The 18,446-nt window shown below is 60.8% G+C and carries 13 protein-coding genes; 6 read left to right on the forward strand and 7 right to left on the reverse strand.

The annotated features are described in order from the left end of the window. Positions 1–9: 9 nt before the first annotated feature. The gene (locus tag HBO10_RS12280) at positions 10–1,029 is read left to right on the forward strand and encodes a quinone-dependent dihydroorotate dehydrogenase (protein WP_034128370.1); all 1,020 of its coding nucleotides are present in this window, start codon (positions 10–12) and stop codon (positions 1,027–1,029) included. Positions 1,030–1,156: 127 nt separating this feature from the next. On the opposite strand, the gene HBO10_RS12285 is transcribed toward HBO10_RS12280, so the two are convergent. After that, positions 1,157–1,372 (reverse strand): ribosome modulation factor, encoded by a 216-nt coding sequence (locus tag HBO10_RS12285; RefSeq protein ID WP_002553055.1) that lies wholly within the window; start codon positions 1,370–1,372, stop codon positions 1,157–1,159. A 532-nt stretch (positions 1,373–1,904) separates the two neighbouring features. Between HBO10_RS12285 and rlmKL the strand changes: the two genes are divergently transcribed. Both rlmKL and HBO10_RS12295 read left to right on the forward strand, forming a co-directional pair. Continuing rightward, positions 1,905–4,169 carry a bifunctional 23S rRNA (guanine(2069)-N(7))-methyltransferase RlmK/23S rRNA (guanine(2445)-N(2))-methyltransferase RlmL gene (rlmKL, locus tag HBO10_RS12290; RefSeq protein WP_034128371.1) on the forward strand — a complete coding sequence of 755 codons (2,265 nt, stop codon included), beginning with the start codon at positions 1,905–1,907 and terminating at the stop codon, positions 4,167–4,169. Between the two features lie 224 nt (positions 4,170–4,393). Then, positions 4,394–6,778: a GGDEF domain-containing protein gene (locus tag HBO10_RS12295; protein WP_060765343.1), complete on the forward strand. Its 2,385-nt coding sequence runs from the start codon at positions 4,394–4,396 to the stop codon at positions 6,776–6,778. A gap of 129 nt (positions 6,779–6,907) precedes the next feature. On the opposite strand, the gene dacB is transcribed toward HBO10_RS12295, so the two are convergent. After that, positions 6,908–8,368, reverse strand: coding sequence for a D-alanyl-D-alanine carboxypeptidase/D-alanyl-D-alanine-endopeptidase (dacB, locus tag HBO10_RS12300; protein ID WP_034128373.1), 1,461 nt, complete (start codon positions 8,366–8,368; stop codon positions 6,908–6,910). 236 nt (positions 8,369–8,604) lie between these two features. Between dacB and HBO10_RS12305 the strand changes: the two genes are divergently transcribed. After that, the gene (locus tag HBO10_RS12305) at positions 8,605–8,949 is read left to right on the forward strand and encodes a YggL family protein (RefSeq protein WP_003193255.1); all 345 of its coding nucleotides are present in this window, start codon (positions 8,605–8,607) and stop codon (positions 8,947–8,949) included. 37 nt (positions 8,950–8,986) lie between these two features. Here HBO10_RS12305 and HBO10_RS12310 read toward each other — a convergent pair whose 3' ends face one another. Then, complete coding sequence (locus HBO10_RS12310; RefSeq protein ID WP_034128374.1) at positions 8,987–10,177, reverse strand: benzoate/H(+) symporter BenE family transporter; 1,191 nt, start codon at positions 10,175–10,177, stop codon at positions 8,987–8,989. A gap of 339 nt (positions 10,178–10,516) precedes the next feature. Between HBO10_RS12310 and HBO10_RS12315 the strand changes: the two genes are divergently transcribed. Continuing rightward, positions 10,517–11,281: a GntR family transcriptional regulator gene (locus HBO10_RS12315; protein WP_014719469.1), complete on the forward strand. Its 765-nt coding sequence runs from the start codon at positions 10,517–10,519 to the stop codon at positions 11,279–11,281. A 135-nt stretch (positions 11,282–11,416) separates the two neighbouring features. Here the strand turns inward: HBO10_RS12315 and guaD are convergent, their stop codons facing one another. The 4 genes from guaD to xdhA all read right to left on the reverse strand — a co-directional run bounded on the left by guaD (position 11,417) and on the right by xdhA (position 17,506). Continuing rightward, on the reverse strand, positions 11,417–12,721 hold the full coding sequence (gene guaD, locus HBO10_RS12320; protein ID WP_034128375.1) for a guanine deaminase: 1,305 nt from the start codon (positions 12,719–12,721) through the stop codon (positions 11,417–11,419). A 12-nt stretch (positions 12,722–12,733) separates the two neighbouring features. Next, entirely contained in the window at positions 12,734–13,573 is an 840-nt protein-coding gene (xdhC, locus tag HBO10_RS12325; protein ID WP_034128376.1) for a xanthine dehydrogenase accessory protein XdhC, read from the reverse strand. Between the two features lie 65 nt (positions 13,574–13,638). Next, positions 13,639–16,065 (reverse strand): xanthine dehydrogenase molybdopterin binding subunit, encoded by a 2,427-nt coding sequence (gene xdhB, locus HBO10_RS12330; RefSeq protein ID WP_034128377.1) that lies wholly within the window; start codon positions 16,063–16,065, stop codon positions 13,639–13,641. Beyond that, complete coding sequence (gene xdhA, locus HBO10_RS12335) at positions 16,058–17,506, reverse strand: xanthine dehydrogenase small subunit (protein WP_034128378.1); 1,449 nt, start codon at positions 17,504–17,506, stop codon at positions 16,058–16,060. Before xdhA ends, xdhB begins: the two co-directional genes overlap by 8 nt. A gap of 280 nt (positions 17,507–17,786) precedes the next feature. On the opposite strand from xdhA, the gene HBO10_RS12340 reads away from it, so the two are divergent. Further along, complete coding sequence (locus HBO10_RS12340) at positions 17,787–18,446, forward strand: GntR family transcriptional regulator (RefSeq protein ID WP_034128379.1); 660 nt, start codon at positions 17,787–17,789, stop codon at positions 18,444–18,446.

The following is an 18,446-nucleotide window of genomic DNA, read 5'->3' on the forward strand; positions in this document are numbered from 1 at the left end:
AGCCCGCCCATGTATAACCTGGCCCGCCAGCTGTTGTTCAAACTCTCCCCGGAAACCTCCCACGATCTGTCCCTGGACCTGATCGGTGCTGGTGGCCGCCTGGGGCTCAATGGCCTGGTATGCAAGGCACCGGCGAAAATGCCGGTGTCGGTGATGGGGCTCGACTTCCCCAACCCGGTCGGGCTGGCAGCCGGTCTGGACAAGAACGGCGCCGCCATCGACGGGTTTGCGCAGTTGGGTTTCGGCTTTGTCGAAATCGGCACCGTGACCCCACGGCCGCAACCGGGCAACCCCAAGCCCCGCATTTTCCGCCTGCCGGAAGCGGAGGCGATCATTAATCGCATGGGCTTCAATAACCTCGGCGTCGACCATCTGCTGTCGCGGGTTCAGGCGGCGAAATACACCGGCATACTGGGTATCAACATCGGCAAGAACTTTGACACCCCTGTGGAACGTGCGGTGGATGACTACCTGATATGCCTGGACAAGGTCTATGCCCACGCCAGCTATGTCACCGTCAACGTCAGCTCGCCCAACACTCCGGGCCTGCGCAGCCTGCAATTTGGCGATTCCCTCAAGCAACTGCTCGAAGCCTTGCGCCAGCGCCAGGAAGACCTGGCCGTGCGTCACGGCAAGCGTGTGCCGCTGGCCATCAAGATCGCGCCGGACATGAGCGATGAAGAAACCGTCCTGGTGGCCCAGGCCCTGGTGGATTCAGGGATGGACGCGGTGATTGCAACCAATACCACCCTCAGCCGCATGGGTGTCGAGGGCCTGGCCCATGGTGACGAGGCGGGCGGCCTGTCGGGCGCGCCAGTGCGTGACAAGAGCACCCATATCGTCAAGGTGCTGGCGGCCGAGTTGGCCGGGCGTTTGCCGATCATCGCGGTGGGCGGTATCACCGAAGGCAAACACGCGGCTGAGAAGATCGCGGCCGGCGCCAGCCTGGTGCAGTTGTACTCCGGCTTCATCTACAAAGGCCCGGCATTGATTCGCCAGTCGGTGGATGCCATCGCTGCCTTGCGCTGACAATCTGCTGGGCAATAAAAAGGGCTCCATAAAGGAGCCCCTGGGCCGAAGCCCGCCGCCCGGATGGGGCGCGCGTGGTTAAGTCGTTACTCGTTCAGAGATGTGTGTCGGAATAAAGTGCCCCTGATTAGCCGACGGCGTGAAGTTCGTTGAGTCTGTGGATGCCCGCAGTGCCAGTCATACCGTCCCAGTTGTCGCCGCGTCCTTCTCGCCAGCCGTTGATCCAGGCTTGGCGTACCGACGGTAGAGTAAATGGGCAAAGCTCACGGGATTTTCCATGAACGCCATATTGATATCCGCGTAAAAATGCTCTTTCCAACGGATCACGCTTAAGTCTTCTCATAGGGTGTTTCCCTCACTTGTTGACTGTCTAGATATCCTTCGGCCTTGTCCAAGGCCGGGCAGAGTTTTTCTGCCGTTGGTGGGCTCGCTGCCGGCGTGGCGAGCCGATGTGTCGGCACCGTTACGGCGCCAACCTGTGTTGAGTTCTAACCAATAGGTCACATGTATTCAATGATCGTTTTGTCATAAGCACGTAACGATAACGATGCTATAGCCATAAGCTGGGATGGTTATTCGCCCCTTTTATAGGGCAAAGCCAGCTATGATGTGCCCTGCACAGAGGAAAGGTTTAATCCCTTGGTGAGAATGACCGCCTGTTGCAGTCGGTTATTATTCGACGAAGGGTCGGAATATTTCTTTTTGTTGCACAACATTCTTCTTCTGCCTCGCCAATAAAGGCTCAAGGGCCCGTCAGACGGGGTGGAACGGCACATTCGTGCCACGCGAGCACTCTTCGAGAAAAGTGCTTGATTGAAAACCGAACCGGCGATGCGTCGCCTGTTCACTTATTGCTGAAAAGCCTGGAATGCCCCATGTCGGACCGTTTTGAACTCTTCCTCACCTGCCCCAAGGGCCTCGAAGGCCTGCTGATCGAGGAAGCCGTCGGGCTTGGCCTTGAGGAAGCCCGCGAGCACACCTCGGCCGTGCGCGGCATGGCCGACATGGAAACCGCTTACCGCCTGTGTCTCTGGTCACGCCTGGCCAACCGTGTGTTGCTGGTGCTCAAGCGCTTCCCGATGAAGGACGCCGAAGATCTTTACCACGGCGTGCTGGACATCGAATGGGCTGACCACATGGTCCCCGACGGTACCCTCGCGGTGGAGTTCAGCGGGCACGGCTCGGGCATCGACAACACCCACTTCGGCGCCCTGAAGGTCAAGGATGCGATCGTCGACAAACTACGCACCCCGACCGGCGAACGTCCGTCCATCGACAAGATCAATCCTGACCTGCGCATTCATCTGCGCCTGGACCGTGGCGAAGCCATCCTGTCCCTGGATCTTTCCGGCCACAGCCTGCACCAGCGCGGCTACCGCCTGCAGCAGGGTGCGGCACCGCTGAAGGAAAACCTGGCGGCGGCGATCCTGATCCGCGCCGGCTGGCCGCGTATTGCGGCCGAAGGCGGCGCGCTGACAGACCCGATGTGCGGTGTGGGTACCTTTCTGGTCGAGGGCGCGATGATCGCCGCCGACATGGCCCCCAACCTCAATCGTGAACTGTGGGGGTTCACCACCTGGCTGGGCCACGTCCCGGCGCTGTGGAAAAAACTGCACGCAGAAGCCACTGAGCGCGCCGCTATCGGCATGAACAAGCCGCCGTTGTGGGTGCGTGGCTATGAAGCCGACCCACGCTTGATCCAGCCTGCTCGCAATAACATCGAGCGCGCCGGGCTGAGCCATTGGATCAAGGTGTACCAAGGCGAAGTCGGTACTTTCGAGCCGCGCCCGGACCAGAACCAGAAAGGCCTGGTCATCTGCAACCCACCTTACGGCGAGCGCTTGGGTGATGAAGCCAGCCTGTTGTACCTCTACCAGAACCTCGGCGAGCGCCTGCGCCAGGCCTGCATGGGCTGGGAAGCGGCGGTGTTTACCGGCGCGCCGGACCTGGGCAAGCGCATGGGTATCCGTAGCCACAAACAGTATTCGTTCTGGAACGGCGCATTGCCGTGCAAGTTGCTGCTGATCAAGGTCAACCCGGATCAGTTCGTCACGGGCGAGCGCCGCACTCCTGAACAGCGTCAGGCCGAACGTGAGCAAGCGGCCTACGACCAGGCCCCGAGCGAGCCGGCAGAGCGTCAGTACAACAAGAACGGCAACCCGATCAAGCCCGCCCCGGCCCCCGTGGTGGAACAGGCGCGCTTGAGCGAAGGCGGGCAGATGTTCGCCAACCGCCTGCAGAAGAACCTCAAGCTGTTGGGCAAATGGGCCAAGCGCGAAGGGGTTGATTGCTACCGTGTGTATGACGCCGACATGCCTGAATACTCCATGGCCATCGACCTGTACCACGATTGGGTGCACGTACAGGAATACGCCGCGCCTAAATCCATCGACCCGGAAAAAGCCTCGGCCCGCATGTTCGATGCCCTGGCGGCAATTCCCCAGGCACTGAACGTCGACAAGAGCCGTGTGGTGGTCAAGCGTCGTGAGCGTCAGAGCGGCACCAAGCAATACGAGCGTCAGAGTGCCCAAGGTAAATTCACCGAGGTCAGTGAAGGCGGCGTTAAGTTGCTGGTCAACCTCACCGATTACCTGGACACCGGCCTGTTCCTCGACCATCGCCCAATGCGCATGCGCATCCAGAAGGAAGCGGCGGGCAAGCGCTTCCTCAATCTGTATTGCTACACCGCCACAGCCAGTGTGCATGCTGCCAAGGGCGGCGCGCGCAGCACCACCAGCGTCGACCTGTCCAAGACCTACCTGGACTGGGCGCGTCGCAATTTCTCCCTCAACGGCTTCTCCGACAAGAACCGCCTGGAACAGGGTGACGTGATGGCGTGGCTGGAAGCGAGCCGCGATGAATTCGACATGATTTTCATCGACCCGCCGACCTTCTCCAACTCCAAGCGCATGGAAGGCATCTTCGACGTGCAGCGTGACCATGTGCAGTTGCTCGACCTGGCCATGGCGCGCCTGGCGCCGGGTGGCGTGCTGTACTTCTCCAACAACTTCCGCAAGTTCCAGCTGGAAGACAACCTCAGCGAACGCTATGCGGTCGAGGAGATCAGCGACAAGACCATCGACCCGGATTTTGCGCGCAATGCCAAGATCCACCGCGCCTGGAAAATCACCGCACGCTGATTTCCCCCTATAGGAGCGAGCTTCTGTGGCGAGGGAGCTTGCTCCCGCTGGGCTGCGCAGCGGCCCCGGAAACTTGCGGGCGCTTCGCACCCGAGCGGGAGCAAGCTCCCTCGCCACAATAAGCCAGTTGACGGTTTTGCGCTGGTCAAACCCATGACCGATGGCTATAACTTAAGCCCTAGCCAAAGTGACACCCCCGCACACTGGCGCTGTGAGTGTTGCCTATGCCGATGCAAGTCGTTCGCCCGAAAATCCTTGGTTTTATCAGTGAGCAGGCATCGGCTTGGCTGGTGGCATTGGTGGTGTTAGTGGTTGGTAGCGCGCTGACGGTGGTCGTCGCGTGGGCGGCGTCCGACCTGTATCAGCAACAGGTGCGCCAGCGGTTCCAGTTGCTGGTCAACGAGCGCTACAGCCGCATCCAGGAACGTTTTGAAGACCAGGAACAACGCCTGGGCAGCCTGCAGCGTTTCTTCGTCAATTCCGGCGAGGTGTCCCGCAACGAGTTCGACGGTTTCGCCAAACCGCTGTTGTTGCATGCCCGTGCTTATGCGTGGGCACCACGGATATTTCGCACGCAGCGCAGCCTGTTTGAACAGGACATTTCTCGCCAGCGTGGCATTCCCTTCAGTATCCGCGAACTGAATACCTCCGGTGAATTGGCGCCAGCGGCTGAGCGCGATGAATACGTACCGGTGCTGTACAGCCAGACGCAAAGTTTGCTGGGCTCGCCGCTGGGCTTTGATTTGCTGGCGCAGCCCCTGCGCCGTGCAGCGCTGGAGCGTGCACAACAAAGCGGCCAGTTGGCGGTGTCACAGCCCATGCAATTGGTGGGGGTGGAGCCCGCTTATGCGGCAGGCGTGTTATTGGTGGCGCCCGTGAGCAAAGTCGCGGGGGCCGAGCCTTATGGTTTTGTGATGGCGGTTATCAGCATGCGCCAGCTGGTGGCCGAGGGGTTGCCCAGGCCCAACCGTGACAACCTGGTGATGCAGATCGTAGACACCTCCGACACCCAGCAACGGGTGTTATATGCGTCCAGTAACGCCTTGGGCAGCAGTGGCTTGACGGCTGCACGCCGCCTCTCCCTGGGCGATCATGTGTACGCTCTTAGCCTGAGCGCCAGCGAAGTGTTCGACAGGGCCAACCATTCTTCGATGCACGCCATTCTGGCGATGGGTGTGTTGCTCAGCGCCTTGCTCAGTGCGCTGCTTTACATGTTGGTCAGCCAGCGCCAGCGCGCACTGAAATTGGTGGAGCAACGCACCGTTCAATTACGTGCCCGTGAGCAGGAGTTGCGTGGCGCCCATGGGCAACTGCGCAGCGTGTTGAATGCGGCGACTCAAGTGGCGATCATTGCCACTGACCTGCGCGGTGTGATCAACACCTTCAATGCCGGTGCCGAACAGATGTTGGGCTTCAAGGCCGAGGAGGTGCTTGGGCATATGACCTTGGACCGTCTGCATGTGGCCGTGGAACTCGACGCCCGCGCCGAGGCGTTGAGCAGGGCGCTGGGCAAGCGCATTCCAGCGAGTCAGGCGATGCTGGTGGAGAGCCCGGACAGTCAACATGAAGGACGTGAGTGGACGCTGGTGCGCAAGGATGGCAGCCAGTTGACGGTCAACATGTTGCCGACCGTGCTCTTGGATGACCATGGCCTATGGGTCGGGCACCTGGCGATTTACCTGGATGTCACCGAGCAAAAGCGCGCCTATGAGGCCCTTGCCGTCCGCGACCGCCTGCTGAAAAAACTCAGCGCCCATGTGCCTGGTGGCATCTTCCAGTTCACCCTGGAGCCCCAGGACAACGGGCGTTTCATCTATGCCAGCGAAGGCATGCGCGATATCTATGAAATCGAGCTGGGCATGCTGCAGAAGGATGCGCGCACGGTCCTGGAGCGCATTCACCCTTTGGATCTGGAGCGAGTGCGTGCGTCGATACGCCTTTCTGCGTTGCAAATGAGCCATTGGCGAGAAGAGTACCGCGTGCAATTACCCCAGCGAGGCCTGCGCTGGATTCGCGGCGAAGCGACGCCGGAAGAGTTGCCGGGAGGCGGTACGCTTTGGCACGGTTATGTATCGGATATTTCTGATCTCAAACGGGTCGAGGAAGAACTGCGCGCGTTGTCCATCACCGACTCCCTGACAGGGATCTATAACCGGCGCTATTTCCAGGATCGTCTCAAGGGCGAAATGCTTCGGCTCAACCGTATATCTGGCGCGCTGTCGTTGATCATGCTCGATATCGACCACTTCAAGCGCATCAACGATCAGCACGGCCATGCCGTGGGCGACAGCGTGTTGCAGGAGTTGTGCAAGCGTATCGGCCAACGCTTGCGCCGCACCGATGTGTTTTGCCGGATCGGCGGGGAGGAGTTCGTGGTGCTGTGCCCCAACACCGATGGCGCGCAGGCATACAGCCTGGCGGTGCAGTTGTGGCAGTCGTTGCGTGATGCGTCGATGGAAACGGTGGGGGTGGTTACCGCCAGTTTCGGCGTGGCCAGTTGGCGGATTGACGAAGGCATTGATGGGTTGCTGCTGCGCGCTGATTCGGCGGTGTACGTGGCCAAGCAGGCGGGCAGGGACCGGGTCGAGGAAGCCCTGATGCTTGAATGATCGTTCCCACGCTCTGCGTGGGAATGCATCCTAAGACGCTCCGCGTCACGCCTTGAGCGCGTACGCAGAGCGTCTAGAACAGCATTCCCACGCAGAGCGTGGGAACGATCAGACAGGGTAATGGGGTGCTTAGAGGACCGGCGCGGCCGCAACGGCCTTCGGCTGGCGATACAGGTCCAGCAGCACCTGATCCAACACCGACGAGGCTCCCCAAGGCTTGGAGTCGTTGAGAATCGCCACCACCGCCCAGGTATTGCCATTGTTGTCGCGGCTGTAGCCGGCGATGGCGCGTACGGTGTTCAAGGTGCCGGTCTTCACATGGGCTTCGCCGCGCAGGGCGGTGGTTTTCAGGCGTTTACGCATGGTGCCGTCGGTGCCGGCGATCGGCATCGAGCTGATGTACTCCGCCGCATAAGGGCTTTTCCACGCCGCTTGCAGCATGGCCGCCATCTCGCGGGCGCTGACCCGTTCGGCGCGTGACAGGCCGGAGCCGTTTTCCATCACCAGGTGCGGCGCGGTGATGCCTTTCTTGGCCAGCCACTGGCGCACGACACGTTGCGCGGCCTTGGCATCGTCGCCATCGGCATCGTTGCGAAACTGTGCACCCAGGCTCAGGAACAACTGCTGGGCCATGGTGTTGTTACTGTATTTGTTGATGTCACGGATGATCTCCGCCAGGTCCGGTGAGAAGGCGCGAGCCAGGACTTTTGCATCCTTGGGCACCGGTGCCTGGATATCACGGCCCTGGATGGTACCGCCCAACTCTTTCCAGATCGCCCGCACGGCGCCTGCGGTGTAGGTGGCGTGGTCGAGCAGCGACAGGTAAGTCTGCGAGCTGCAGCCATCACCCAGTTGGCCGCTGACGGTCACGGTCACGCTGCCGTCGGCGGCGGTCACCGGGCTGTAGCGCACGTCACCGGTGCACTGCTTGGCGTTGGTGACTTTCACCTGGTTGTCGATGCGAATGCTGGCAATCGGCGGCTCGACCGATACGATCACCCGCCCCGAATCATTGCGGGTCACGAAGCGCAGGGCCTTTAGGTTGACCAGCAAGGCGTCGGGCTTGACCAGAAACGGCTTGTTCTCATCGTTGCCGTCGTCGTTGAACTCGGGTAATTGCGGCTGGTTGAAGAAGTTACGGTCCAGCACCAGGTCGCCGGTGACTTGCTGAACGCCATTGGCGCGCAGGTCGCGCATCAGCAGCCAGAGCTTTTCCATGTTCAGCTTGGGGTCGCCGCCGCCCTTGAGGTACAGGTTGCCACGCAATACGCCGCCGCTGAGGGTGCCATCGGTGTAGAACTCGGTCTTCCACTGATGGTTGGGGCCGAGCATTTCCAGGGCCGCGTAAGTGGTGACCAGCTTCATGGTGGAAGCCGGGTTCACCGAGACGTCGGCGTTGAAAACCGTAGGGGTACCAGGGCCGTTCAGGGGCAGCATCACCAGGGACAGCGCGGTATTTTGCAGCTTGGCCTTCTGCAAGGCCTGCGCAACGCTGGGTGGCAGGGTGTTATTGACGGGAGCAGCGGAAACGGAAAAGGCCAGGGGCAAGACAACACTGGCAAGTAACACTGAACGCAAAGATTTGATCATAAGAAATAAAACCCTACTGCTGAGGAGGGTGAAAAAGGCGAGGGGTACGGAAGAAAATCCCTCATTGGTCACGAAAGTGTCGGCATTATGCCCCAAGCTGGCGCTGCTTGTAGCTGAACGATAGCTGCTAATCGCGGTTTTTTTGCGCGCATTTGCCCGTCGGTCCCAGAGAGTCGGGCAATTGCCGCCTTAAACTGCTAAAGTGCCGCCCGTTAATACTTATGAGGATTGTTCCAATGGCGACTAACCGTTCCCAGCGTCTGCGCAAAAAACTGTGCGTTGATGAATTTCAAGAGCTGGGTTTCGAACTGAACCTGGACTTCAACGAAGGCCTGAGTGAAGAAGCTATCGACGCTTTCCTCGAAGCATTCATCAAAGAAGCCATGGAAGCCAATGGCCTGGGCTATGTCGGCGGCGATGACTACGGTCTGGTTTGCCTGCAAAAGCGTGGCTCGGTCTCCGAAGAGCAGCGTGCTGCGGTCGAAGCCTGGCTGAAAACCCGTTCCGAGCTGACCAAGGCTGAAGTCAGCCCGTTGCTGGACGTGTGGTATCCGGAAAAGCCGATCAACGCGGCTAAGTGATACTGAAAAAAACGGCGACCTGAGGGTCGCCGTTTTTTTATGCCTTGCGCCAATTCAGAATCAGCAGCGTCAACACCCCCGCCACAATCCCCCAGAACGCCGAACCGATGGAAAACAACGTCAAGCCTGACGCCGTGACCATAAAGGTAATCAGCGCCGCTTCCCGTTCCTTCGGCTCATTCATGGCGATGCTCAAGCCATTGATGATCGAGCCAAACAACGCCAACGCCGCAATCGACAGCACCAGTTCCTTGGGCAGGGCTGCGAACAGTGCTGCCAGCGTGGCGCCGAATACCCCGGCAATCCCATAGAACACCCCACACCACACCGCAGCGGTGTAGCGCTTGTTGCGGTCTTCATGGGCGTGCGGCCCGGTGCAGATCGCGGCGCTGATCGCGGCCAGGTTGATGCCGTGGGAGCCGAACGGTGCCAGCACCAATGACGCCAGGCCGGTGATGGTGATCAACGGCGAAGCCGGCACGGTGTAGCCGTCGGCTCGCAGCACGGCTACGCCGGGCATGTTCTGCGAGGTCATGGCCACCACGAACAGCGGAATGCCGATGCTGATGGTCGCCGCCAGCGAGAAGTGCGGCGTCGTCCAAACAGGCGTCGCCACCTCCAGATGAAAACCGCTGAAATCCAGCAGCCCCATCAGCCCTGACAAGGCGGTACCGATGAGCAAGGCGGCCAGCACGGCATAACGCGGCGACAGGCGCTTGATGATCAGGTAGGTGAAGAACATCCCCAGCACCAGCCCGGTACGATGCTGGGCGGCGACGAAAATCTCGCTGCCGATCTTGAACAGGATCCCCGCCAGCAACGCCGCCGCCAGTGACGCCGGAATCCGCTTGACCAGTTTCTCAAAGCTGCCGGTCAACCCGCAGAGCGTCACCAGTACCGCGCAGGTGATGTAGGCACCGATGGCCTCGCCATAGCTCACGCCGCCCAGGCTGGTGATCAGCAGCGCCGCGCCAGGGGTGGACCAGGCGATGGTGATCGGTGTGCGATAGCGCAGGGACAGGCCGATGCTGCACACCGCCATGCCGATGGAAATCGCCCAGATCCACGAAGAAATCTGCGCGGCGGTCAAGCCGGCGGCCTGGCCGGCCTGGAACATCAGCACCAGGGAGCTGGTGTAGCCGGTCATCATGGCGATAAAGCCGGCGACGACGGCCGACGCAGAAGTGTCGGCCAGCGGGCGCAAGGGCGCTTGGGTGGCGTCGGTCATGGAGAGGTGTTCCTTTTTACCTGACTCCGCACGCTGTAGGAGCGAGCTTGCTCGCGAAAATCGCCAACGATAACGCGGGCAATCAGATTAAACGCGGCGCCCTTGGGATCTTCGCGAGCAAGCTCGCTCCTACAGTGGGATGTCGTTCATGGGAAATCGTGGAATCAAGCCTAAACTCAAACGTAACGAGTCATTGCAATACAGCCGAGGCCGCAAACAGCCGTACAGTGTGTTGGCGCAATGGGTTGTGTACAATGTGCGCTGTTTTTAGGTGATACTTGCCAGCGACACGCTGTTGCCGTATTACCGTTAATTCGCCGTTCTCAAACCCGAGTGCCCATGAACGAACAGTTGCAACCTCTCAAGAAACAACCGCGAGCCGGCAAGGCCGGTCGCAGCGGAACCCAGGACGATATCGTCTATGCGCATATCTTCGAGGCGATCCTTGAACAACGCCTGGCGCCCGGAACCAAATTGAGTGAAGAGGCACTGGGCGAGATCTTCGGCGTGAGCCGCACCATCATTCGCCGTGCGCTGTCGCGCCTGGCCCATGAAAGCGTGGTACTGCTGCGGCCCAATCGCGGTGCGGTGGTTGCCAGCCCAAGCGTCGAAGAAGCGCGCCAGGTGTTCATGGCACGGCGCCTGGTGGAGCGGGCGATCACGGAGTTGGCGGTGCAGCACGCCACGGCCGAGCAGTTGGCCGAGTTGCGCCAGATGGTCAACGACGAGCGCGACAGCTTCTCGCGCGGTGATCGCGGCGCCGGTATCCGTCTCTCTGGCGAATTCCATTTGAAACTGGCCGAAGCCGCGAAGAACGCGCCGCTGATCAGCTTCCAGCGCAGCCTGGTGTCCCAGACGTCATTGATCATCGCCCAGTACGAAAGCGGCAACCGCTCGCACTGTTCCTACGATGAGCACACCCAGTTGATCGACGCGATCGAAGCCCGGGATGCGACGTTGGCGGTGAACTTGATGATGCATCACATGGATCACATCGACAGCAAGCTCAACCTCGATGAAGAGAGTGCGTCGGATGATTTGCATGCGGTGTTTTCGCATCTTTTACAGACTAAAAAACCTGGGCGCTCGTCTGTAAAGTTGTAAACCCAATCAAATGTGGGAGCAGGCTTGTGTGGGAGCCGGGCTTGCCCGCGATGCAGGCGCCGCGGTGTATCAGTTACACCGCGGTGATGTTATCGCAGGCAAGCCAGCTCCCACATTGGTTGTATGTAGCTTGAATCAGCGCTGGTGCACCAGTTGCCCGGCTGCATAGGTCTGCAACACCGTCCGGTCATCCCCCAACGTCATCAGCACAAACAACGTCTCGGCAATGTTATTGGCCTGTTTCAGGCGATAGCTCAGCAGCGGCGTGGCGTTGTAATCCAACACCAGGAAGTCTGCATCGGTGCCTGGTTGCAACGTGCCGATCTTGTCTTCCAGGCGCAGCGCTCGAGCGCCGCCCAGGGTCGCCAGGTACAGCGACTTGAACGGGCTCAGCCGCGCACCTTGCAGTTGCATGACCTTGTAGGCTTCGTTCAGGGTTTGCAGCAGCGAGAAGCTGGTGCCGCCGCCCACGTCGGTGCCCAGGCCCACGTTCAAGTTGTGTTTCTCGGCCATCGGCAGGTTGAACAACCCACTACCGAGGAAGAAGTTCGAAGTCGGGCAGAACGCCACCGCCGAGCCGGTCTCTGCCAGCCGTGCGCATTCGTCGTCGCACAGGTGTACGCCGTGGGCAAACACCGAGCGCTCGCCGAGCAGCTTGTAGTGGTCGTAGACATCCAGGTAGCCGTTGCGCTCCGGGAACAGCTCATTGACCCACTCGATTTCCTGCTTGTTCTCGCTGATGTGGGTCTGCATGTACAAATCCGGGTACTCGCCCAGCAGCTGACCGGCCAGCGTCAGTTGCTCCGGCGTGCTCGTAGGGGCGAAGCGTGGCGTCACCGCGTAATGCAGGCGCCCCTTGCCGTGCCAGCGCTCGATCAGCGCCTTGCTTTCCTGGTAGCCGGATTCGGCGGTGTCGGTGAGGTAGTCCGGCGCGTTGCGGTCCATCATCACCTTGCCGGCGATCATGCGCAGGTCGAGTTTCTCGGCCGCTTCAAAGAATGCATTCACCGATTGCGGGTGCACGCTGCCGAACACCAGCGCTGTGGTGGTGCCGTTGCGCAGCAGTTCCTTGATGAAGATATCGGCGACTTCTTCGGCGTGAGCCTTGTCGGCAAACTGGCTTTCACAGGGGAAGGTGTAGGTGTTGAGCCAGTCCAGCAACTGCTCGCCATAGGCGCCGACCATACCGGTCTGCGGCAGGTGGATATGGGTGTCGATCAAGCCAGGGGTGATCAGCGCGTCCTGGTAATGGGTGATGTCGATATCGGCGGGCAGGCTCGGCAGCAGGTCGCTGGCGTGCCCGAGGGCACTGATCTGGCCGTTGTCGATCACCAGCAGGCCGTCCTCGAAATATTCATAAGAGGCTTCGATCCCCACGATGGCAGGGTCGGCGATGCTGTGCAGGATGGCGGCACGGTAGGCTTTGCGAGTCAAAGGCATGATCGTCTCAATTCAGATAGCGTGGCTGCGGCGCGAAGCCGGCAGCAGTTTGGCAATAGGTTCGGCGCCGGCAAGATGCTGGCCGAAATTGGCGTTATAGGTGGCGATGATTTCGCCGGCGATGGAGATGGCGATCTCCACCGGAAGCTTGCCCTTGACCTCGGGGAGGCCCATGGGGCAACGCATGCGTTGCAACTGCGCGGCGTCAAAGCCGCGATCACGCAGGCGGTGTTCGAATTTGACCCGCTTGGTTTTCGAGCCGATCAGGCCGAAGTAGGCGAAGTCGTTGCGCTTGAGCAGGGCGGCGGTCAGTTCCAGGTCCAGCGCGTGGTTGTGGGTCATGACGATGCAGTAGCTGCCTGCAGGCAGGTCGGCAATTTCGTCGACCGGCTCTTCGCTGACAATTTTACGCACGCCTTCGGGGATGTGCTGCGGGAATTCCTGCTCGCGGGAATCGATCCAGCGCACCCGGCAGGGCAGACTCGCCAGCAATGGTACCAACGCACGGCCGACGTGGCCGGCGCCAAACACGGCGATGTGCGCTTGCGCCTGGCCCATGGGTTCGAACAGCAGCACGGTCACGCCGCCGCAGCACTGGCCCAGGCTGGCGCCGAGGCTGAAGCGCTCCAGATGGGTGTTCTGCTGGCCGCGCACCAGCATGTCCCGGGCGATCTGCATCGCCTTGTATTCCAGGTGCCCGCCGCCGATGGTGTCGAAGGTGTGCGCGGCGCTGATGACCATCTTGGAACCGGCGTTGCGCGGGGTTGAGCCGAGTTCTTCGATGATGGTGACGAGCACGCAGGGTTCGCCCTGGTTTTGCAGGGTGGCGAGGGCGCTGATCCAGTTGTCCATGTCTACCTCCAGTCAGATCGTTCCCACGCTCCGCGTGGGAATGCATACCGTGACGCTCAGCGTCACTAGAGCGGACGCACAGCGTCCAGGGCGGCATTCCCACGCGGAGCGTGGGAACGATCAACAGCCTTTAGCGCCCGCAACTGCCGCATCTGTTCACACCCCCACAACACCCGCTCGGGCGTGGCCGGCGCATCGATCCTGGGCTGCTGGCGATAGTCAGCCAAGCTCGCCACCGCATCCTTGATTGCACACCACGAGGCAATCCCGAGCATGAACGGCGGCTCGCCCACGGCCTTGGAATGGAACACCGTGTCCTCCGGGTTCTTGCGGTTCTCTACCAGCTTCACCCGCAAGTCCAGCGGCATGTCGGCCACTGCGGGGATCTTGTAGCTTGCCGGGCCGTTGGTCATCAGCTTGCCCTTGTTGTTCCACACCAGCTCTTCCATGGTCAGCCAGCCCATGCCCTGGATGAAGCCGCCTTCCACCTGGCCGATGTCGATGGCCGGGTTCAGCGAGGCGCCCACGTCATGCAGGATGTCGGTGCGCAGCATTTTGTATTCGCCGGTCAGGGTGTCGACGATCACTTCGCAGCAGGCCGCGCCGAACGCGTAGTAGTAGAACGGCCGCCCGCGTGACTGGCTGCGGTCGTAGAAGATTTTCGGGGTTTTGTAGAAACCTGTGCTGGAGAGCGATACCTGGGCGAAATACGCCTGCTGGATCAACGCCTCGAAGCTCAGGATCTGCTCGCGCACGCGCACATGGCCGTTGCGAAACTCCACGTCCGCCTCGCTTACGTCGTACTTGCGCGCCGCAAACTCCACCAGGCGCTGCTTGATGGTTTCGGCCGCATTCTGCGCGGCCTTGCCGTTCAGGTCGGCGCCGCTGGAGGCAGCGGTGGGCGAGGTGTTGGGTACCTTGTCGGTGTTGGTGGCGGTGATCTGGACGCGGTCGATTTCTACCTGGAATACCTCGGCCACGACTTGCGCGACCTTGGTATTCAAGCCCTGGCCCATCTCGGTGCCGCCGTGGTTCAGGTGGATGCTGCCATCGGTGTAGATATGGATCAGCGCGCCGGCCTGGTTGAGGAAGCTGGCGGTGAACGAAATACCGAATTTCACCGGGGTCAGCGCCAGGCCTTTTTTCAGGATCGGGCTGTGGGCGTTGTAGAGGCGGATCGCTTCGCGGCGCTCGGCATATTGGCTGCTGGCTTCCAGTTCGGCGGTCATTTCTTCGAGCATGTTGTGCTCGACGGTCTGGTAGTAGTGGGTGACGTTGCGTTCGGTCTTGCCGTAGTAGTTGGCCTTGCGCACCGCCAACGGGTCTTGGCCCAGATGGCGCGCAATGGCGTCCATCACTTCCTCGATGGCGACCATGCCTTGGGGGCCGCCGAAGCCGCGATAGGCCGTGTTGGAGGCCGTGTTGGTCTTGCAGCGATGGCCATTGACCGTGGCGTCGCCCAGGTAATACGAGTTGTCGGCGTGGAACATGGCGCGGTCGACAATCGAGTTGGACAGGTCCGGCGAACAACCGCAGTTACCCGCCAGCTCCAGGTTGATGCCGTGCAGTCGGCCGTTGTCGTCAAACCCCACGTCGTATTCGATATAGAAGGGGTGGCGCTTGCCGGTCATCAGCATGTCTTCGACCCGTGGCAGGCGCATCTTGGTCGGCTGGCCAGTGAGGCGCGCCACCACGGCGCACAGGCATGCCGGGCTGGCGGCCTGGGTTTCCTTGCCGCCAAAGCCACCGCCCATGCGGCGCATGTCGACCACGATCTTGTTCATCGACACATCCAGCACTTCGGCCACCAGCTTCTGCACTTCGGTGGGGTTTTGCGTGGAACAGTAGACGATCATGCCGCCGTCTTCGGTGGGCATCACCGAAGAGATCTGGGTTTCCAGATAAAAGTGCTCCTGGCCACCGATATGCAAGGTGCCCTGGATACGGTGCTTGGCGCTTGCCAGCGCAGTGGCCGAATCGCCGCGCTGGTGGGTGTGGCTGTCGAGCACGAAGTGCTTGTTGCGAAACGCCTCGACCACATCCAGTACCGGTTCCAGGTCTTCATATTCGATCACCGCCGCCATCGCCGCCTTGCGTGCGGTCTCCAGGTCGCGGGCGGCCACGGCCAGTACCACCTGGCCCACGAACTGCACGGTGTCGATGGCCAGCAGCGGGTCGCCGGGCATCAACGGGCCAATGTCTTTCAGTCCCGGTACGTCTTCATGGGTGATGGCAATGCGTACGCCGTCGAAGGCGTAGCAGGGCGCGGTGTCGATGCTGATGATCCGGGCATGGGCGCGGTCGGACATGCGCGCATACAGGTGCAACTGGTTGGGAAATTCCAGGCGGTCGTCGATGTACTGCGCTTCACCGCTGACGTGCTTGGCGGCGCTGTCATGCTTGACGCTGCGACCTACCCCGGTGGTGAGGTCCTGGGCAAAGAGTGCGGCGAGTTCAGCCTCGGTTTTTACCACGGCGTGATGGTTAGACATAAGCGGTCACCCGAGTCTCGATGTGCGGCGTTTGCAGTTCGATGAAGTATTTGCGCAGCAGGTTTTGCGCGCTGAGCAGGCGATATTCCTTGCTGGCGCGGAAGTCCGAGAGTGGGGTGAAGTCCTGTGCCAGGGCGGCGCAGGCTTTCTCGACCGTGGCCAAGTTCCAGATGGCGCCCACCAACGCGGCCTCGCAATTTTTTGCGCGTTTTGGTGTGGCGGCCATGCCTCCGAAGGCAACGCGTGCCGCGCTGATCACACCGTTGTCGATGTTCAGGTTGAACGCTGCGCACACCGCGGAAATATCGTCGTCCAGGCGCTTGGACACCTTGTAGGCCCGGAACAGCGTGTGGCCCTTGGGCACGATGATGGTCTCGATGAACTCGCTGTCCTGGCGCGCGGTGACGCGGTAGTCGATGAAGTAGTCTTCCAGCGCCAGGGTGCGGCGGGTGTTGCCTTTGCACAGCACGATCTGTGCGCCCAGGGCAATCAGCAGCGGCGGCGAATCACCAATGGGCGAAGCGTTGCCAATATTGCCGCCCAGGGTGCCCTGGTTGCGGATTTGCAGGGAGGCGAAGCGCTGCAGCAGTTCGCCGAAGTCCGGGTATTCGTGGTGCAGCGCGGCGTAGCAGTCGGAGAGGGCGGTGGCCGCGCCGATTTCCAGGCGGTCGTCGAACTGCTCGATGCGCTTCATGGCTTCAATGTTGCCGACGTAGATCATCACCGGCAGGGTGCGGTGGAACTGGGTGACCTCCAGCGCCAGGTCAGTGCCGCCGGCCAGCAGGCGGGCTTGCGGGTAGGCGTCATAGAGGTCGGCCAGGTCGGCGACGGTCAGTGGCACCAGGCAGCGCTTGTCACCGCTGTTGAGTTCACCGGTTTGCGTCGGCGCGATGGCCTTGAGGCGGGCGATGGTTTCAGCCTGGCGGCTGTCGAATTGATCCTGGGGTTTGTTGCAGCAGGCCTGTTCGGCGGCGGCGAGGATCGGGCGATAACCGGTGCAACGACACAGGTTGCCCGCCAGGGCTTCATGGGCTTTCTGGCTGTCGGGGGCATCGCTGTTCTTTTGCAGGGCAAACAGCGACATCACGAAACCTGGGGTACAAAAGCCGCACTGCGAACCGTGGCACTCGACCATGGCCTGTTGCACGCTGTGCAGTTGGCCCTGGTGCTTGAGGTCTTCGACGCTGATCAGTTGTTTGCCGTGCAGTGACGACACGAACGTCAGGCAGGAATTGAGGCTGCGATAACGAATCTGCTCGGCGCCTCGCTCGTCGGTGTGCAACTCGCCGACCACCACGGTGCACGCGCCACAGTCGCCGCTGGCGCAGCCTTCCTTGGTACCGGATTTGCCCACATGCTCGCGCAGATAGTTGAGCACGGTCAGGTTGGGGTCCAGGGCGTGCTCGCTACGGAGTTCCTGGTTAAGTAAAAACTGGATCACGGAAGGCCTCGCAGACTCATTATTGTTGTTAACCGCTTTGCGCCGAATCTAGTCATGTCTGACTTTTCGGTCAATGGTTTTCTGACCTAAGGGTCAAGAAAATACGATCACAACACTTTCAATTATGGTCCAGTCTTCTGGAACCGGCGTTTTTGGCGGCTTACAGGCTTTCAACGTTGCTTATTTCGTGCCAAATTCGCCAAGGTGGGCGTAGCGCCATCAGCGGGCCAATGCGCTACACTGCCGCGCTTGTACCGATAGCAGATTTCGAAGGGAAAACATGACGTTCAAGGCGCCGGACAGTCTCGCCGAGCAAATTGCTCACCACCTCGCCGAACGTATCATTCGCGGCGATCTCATGCCTGGGGAGCGAATCCAGGAACAGAAAGTCACTCTGGCGCTCAACGTCAGCCGTGGTTCCGTGCGCGAAGCTTTGCTGATCCTTGAGCGCCGCCATCTGATTGCGATCCTGCCGCGCCGTGGCGCCCACGTCACCGAACTCACCGCGCACAAGGTGCAGAGCCTGTGTACGTTGATGGGCGAGATGTACATCCTGCTCGGCAATGCGGTTGCCGAAGGCTGGCAGACCCAGGCCGACATGGCGCCGTTTCTGCAGATCCAGCAACGCCTGCAGCTGAGCCTGGAGCGCGAGGACATCCGCGCTTTCGTCGAAGAAAGCTTCAATGTGATGCGCGCTGCGTACCCCTTCGCCAACAACCCGTATTTGCAGGAAACCGTCGAAAACCTGCAACCGGCGATGAACCGCGCCTATTACCTGGCGCTGGATCAGCGCAAGGCGTCCATGAGCGAGTTCCTGGCGCTGTTCGAGCAATTGCTCGCCGCAGTACTGGCCCGTGACCTGGTGCAGATTCGCCTGGTGCTCACTGCCTATTGCCAGCGCAGCAGTTCGCTGGTCATCGCAGCCTTGGCGGACGCCTAA

The organism is Pseudomonas sp. WS 5503, assembly GCF_012985385.1.
GTDB classification, from domain to species: Bacteria; Pseudomonadota; Gammaproteobacteria; order Pseudomonadales; family Pseudomonadaceae; genus Aquipseudomonas; species Aquipseudomonas paracarnis.

Excerpts from the sequence above, each read along its gene's own strand:
- HBO10_RS12280 (WP_034128370.1), top strand. The coding sequence starts at position 10 with ATGTATAACCTGGCCCGCCAGCTGTTGTTCAAACTCTCCCCGGAAACC.
- HBO10_RS12285 (WP_002553055.1), bottom strand. The coding sequence starts at position 1,372 with ATGAGAAGACTTAAGCGTGATCCGTTGGAAAGAGCATTTTTACGCGGA.
- rlmKL (WP_034128371.1), top strand. The coding sequence starts at position 1,905 with ATGTCGGACCGTTTTGAACTCTTCCTCACCTGCCCCAAGGGCCTCGAA.
- HBO10_RS12295 (WP_060765343.1), top strand. The coding sequence starts at position 4,394 with ATGCCGATGCAAGTCGTTCGCCCGAAAATCCTTGGTTTTATCAGTGAG.
- dacB (WP_034128373.1), bottom strand. The coding sequence starts at position 8,368 with ATGATCAAATCTTTGCGTTCAGTGTTACTTGCCAGTGTTGTCTTGCCC.
- HBO10_RS12305 (WP_003193255.1), top strand. The coding sequence starts at position 8,605 with ATGGCGACTAACCGTTCCCAGCGTCTGCGCAAAAAACTGTGCGTTGAT.
- HBO10_RS12310 (WP_034128374.1), bottom strand. The coding sequence starts at position 10,177 with ATGACCGACGCCACCCAAGCGCCCTTGCGCCCGCTGGCCGACACTTCT.
- HBO10_RS12315 (WP_014719469.1), top strand. The coding sequence starts at position 10,517 with ATGAACGAACAGTTGCAACCTCTCAAGAAACAACCGCGAGCCGGCAAG.
- guaD (WP_034128375.1), bottom strand. The coding sequence starts at position 12,721 with ATGCCTTTGACTCGCAAAGCCTACCGTGCCGCCATCCTGCACAGCATC.
- xdhC (WP_034128376.1), bottom strand. The coding sequence starts at position 13,573 with ATGGACAACTGGATCAGCGCCCTCGCCACCCTGCAAAACCAGGGCGAA.
- xdhB (WP_034128377.1), bottom strand. The coding sequence starts at position 16,065 with ATGTCTAACCATCACGCCGTGGTAAAAACCGAGGCTGAACTCGCCGCA.
- HBO10_RS12340 (WP_034128379.1), top strand. The coding sequence starts at position 17,787 with ATGACGTTCAAGGCGCCGGACAGTCTCGCCGAGCAAATTGCTCACCAC.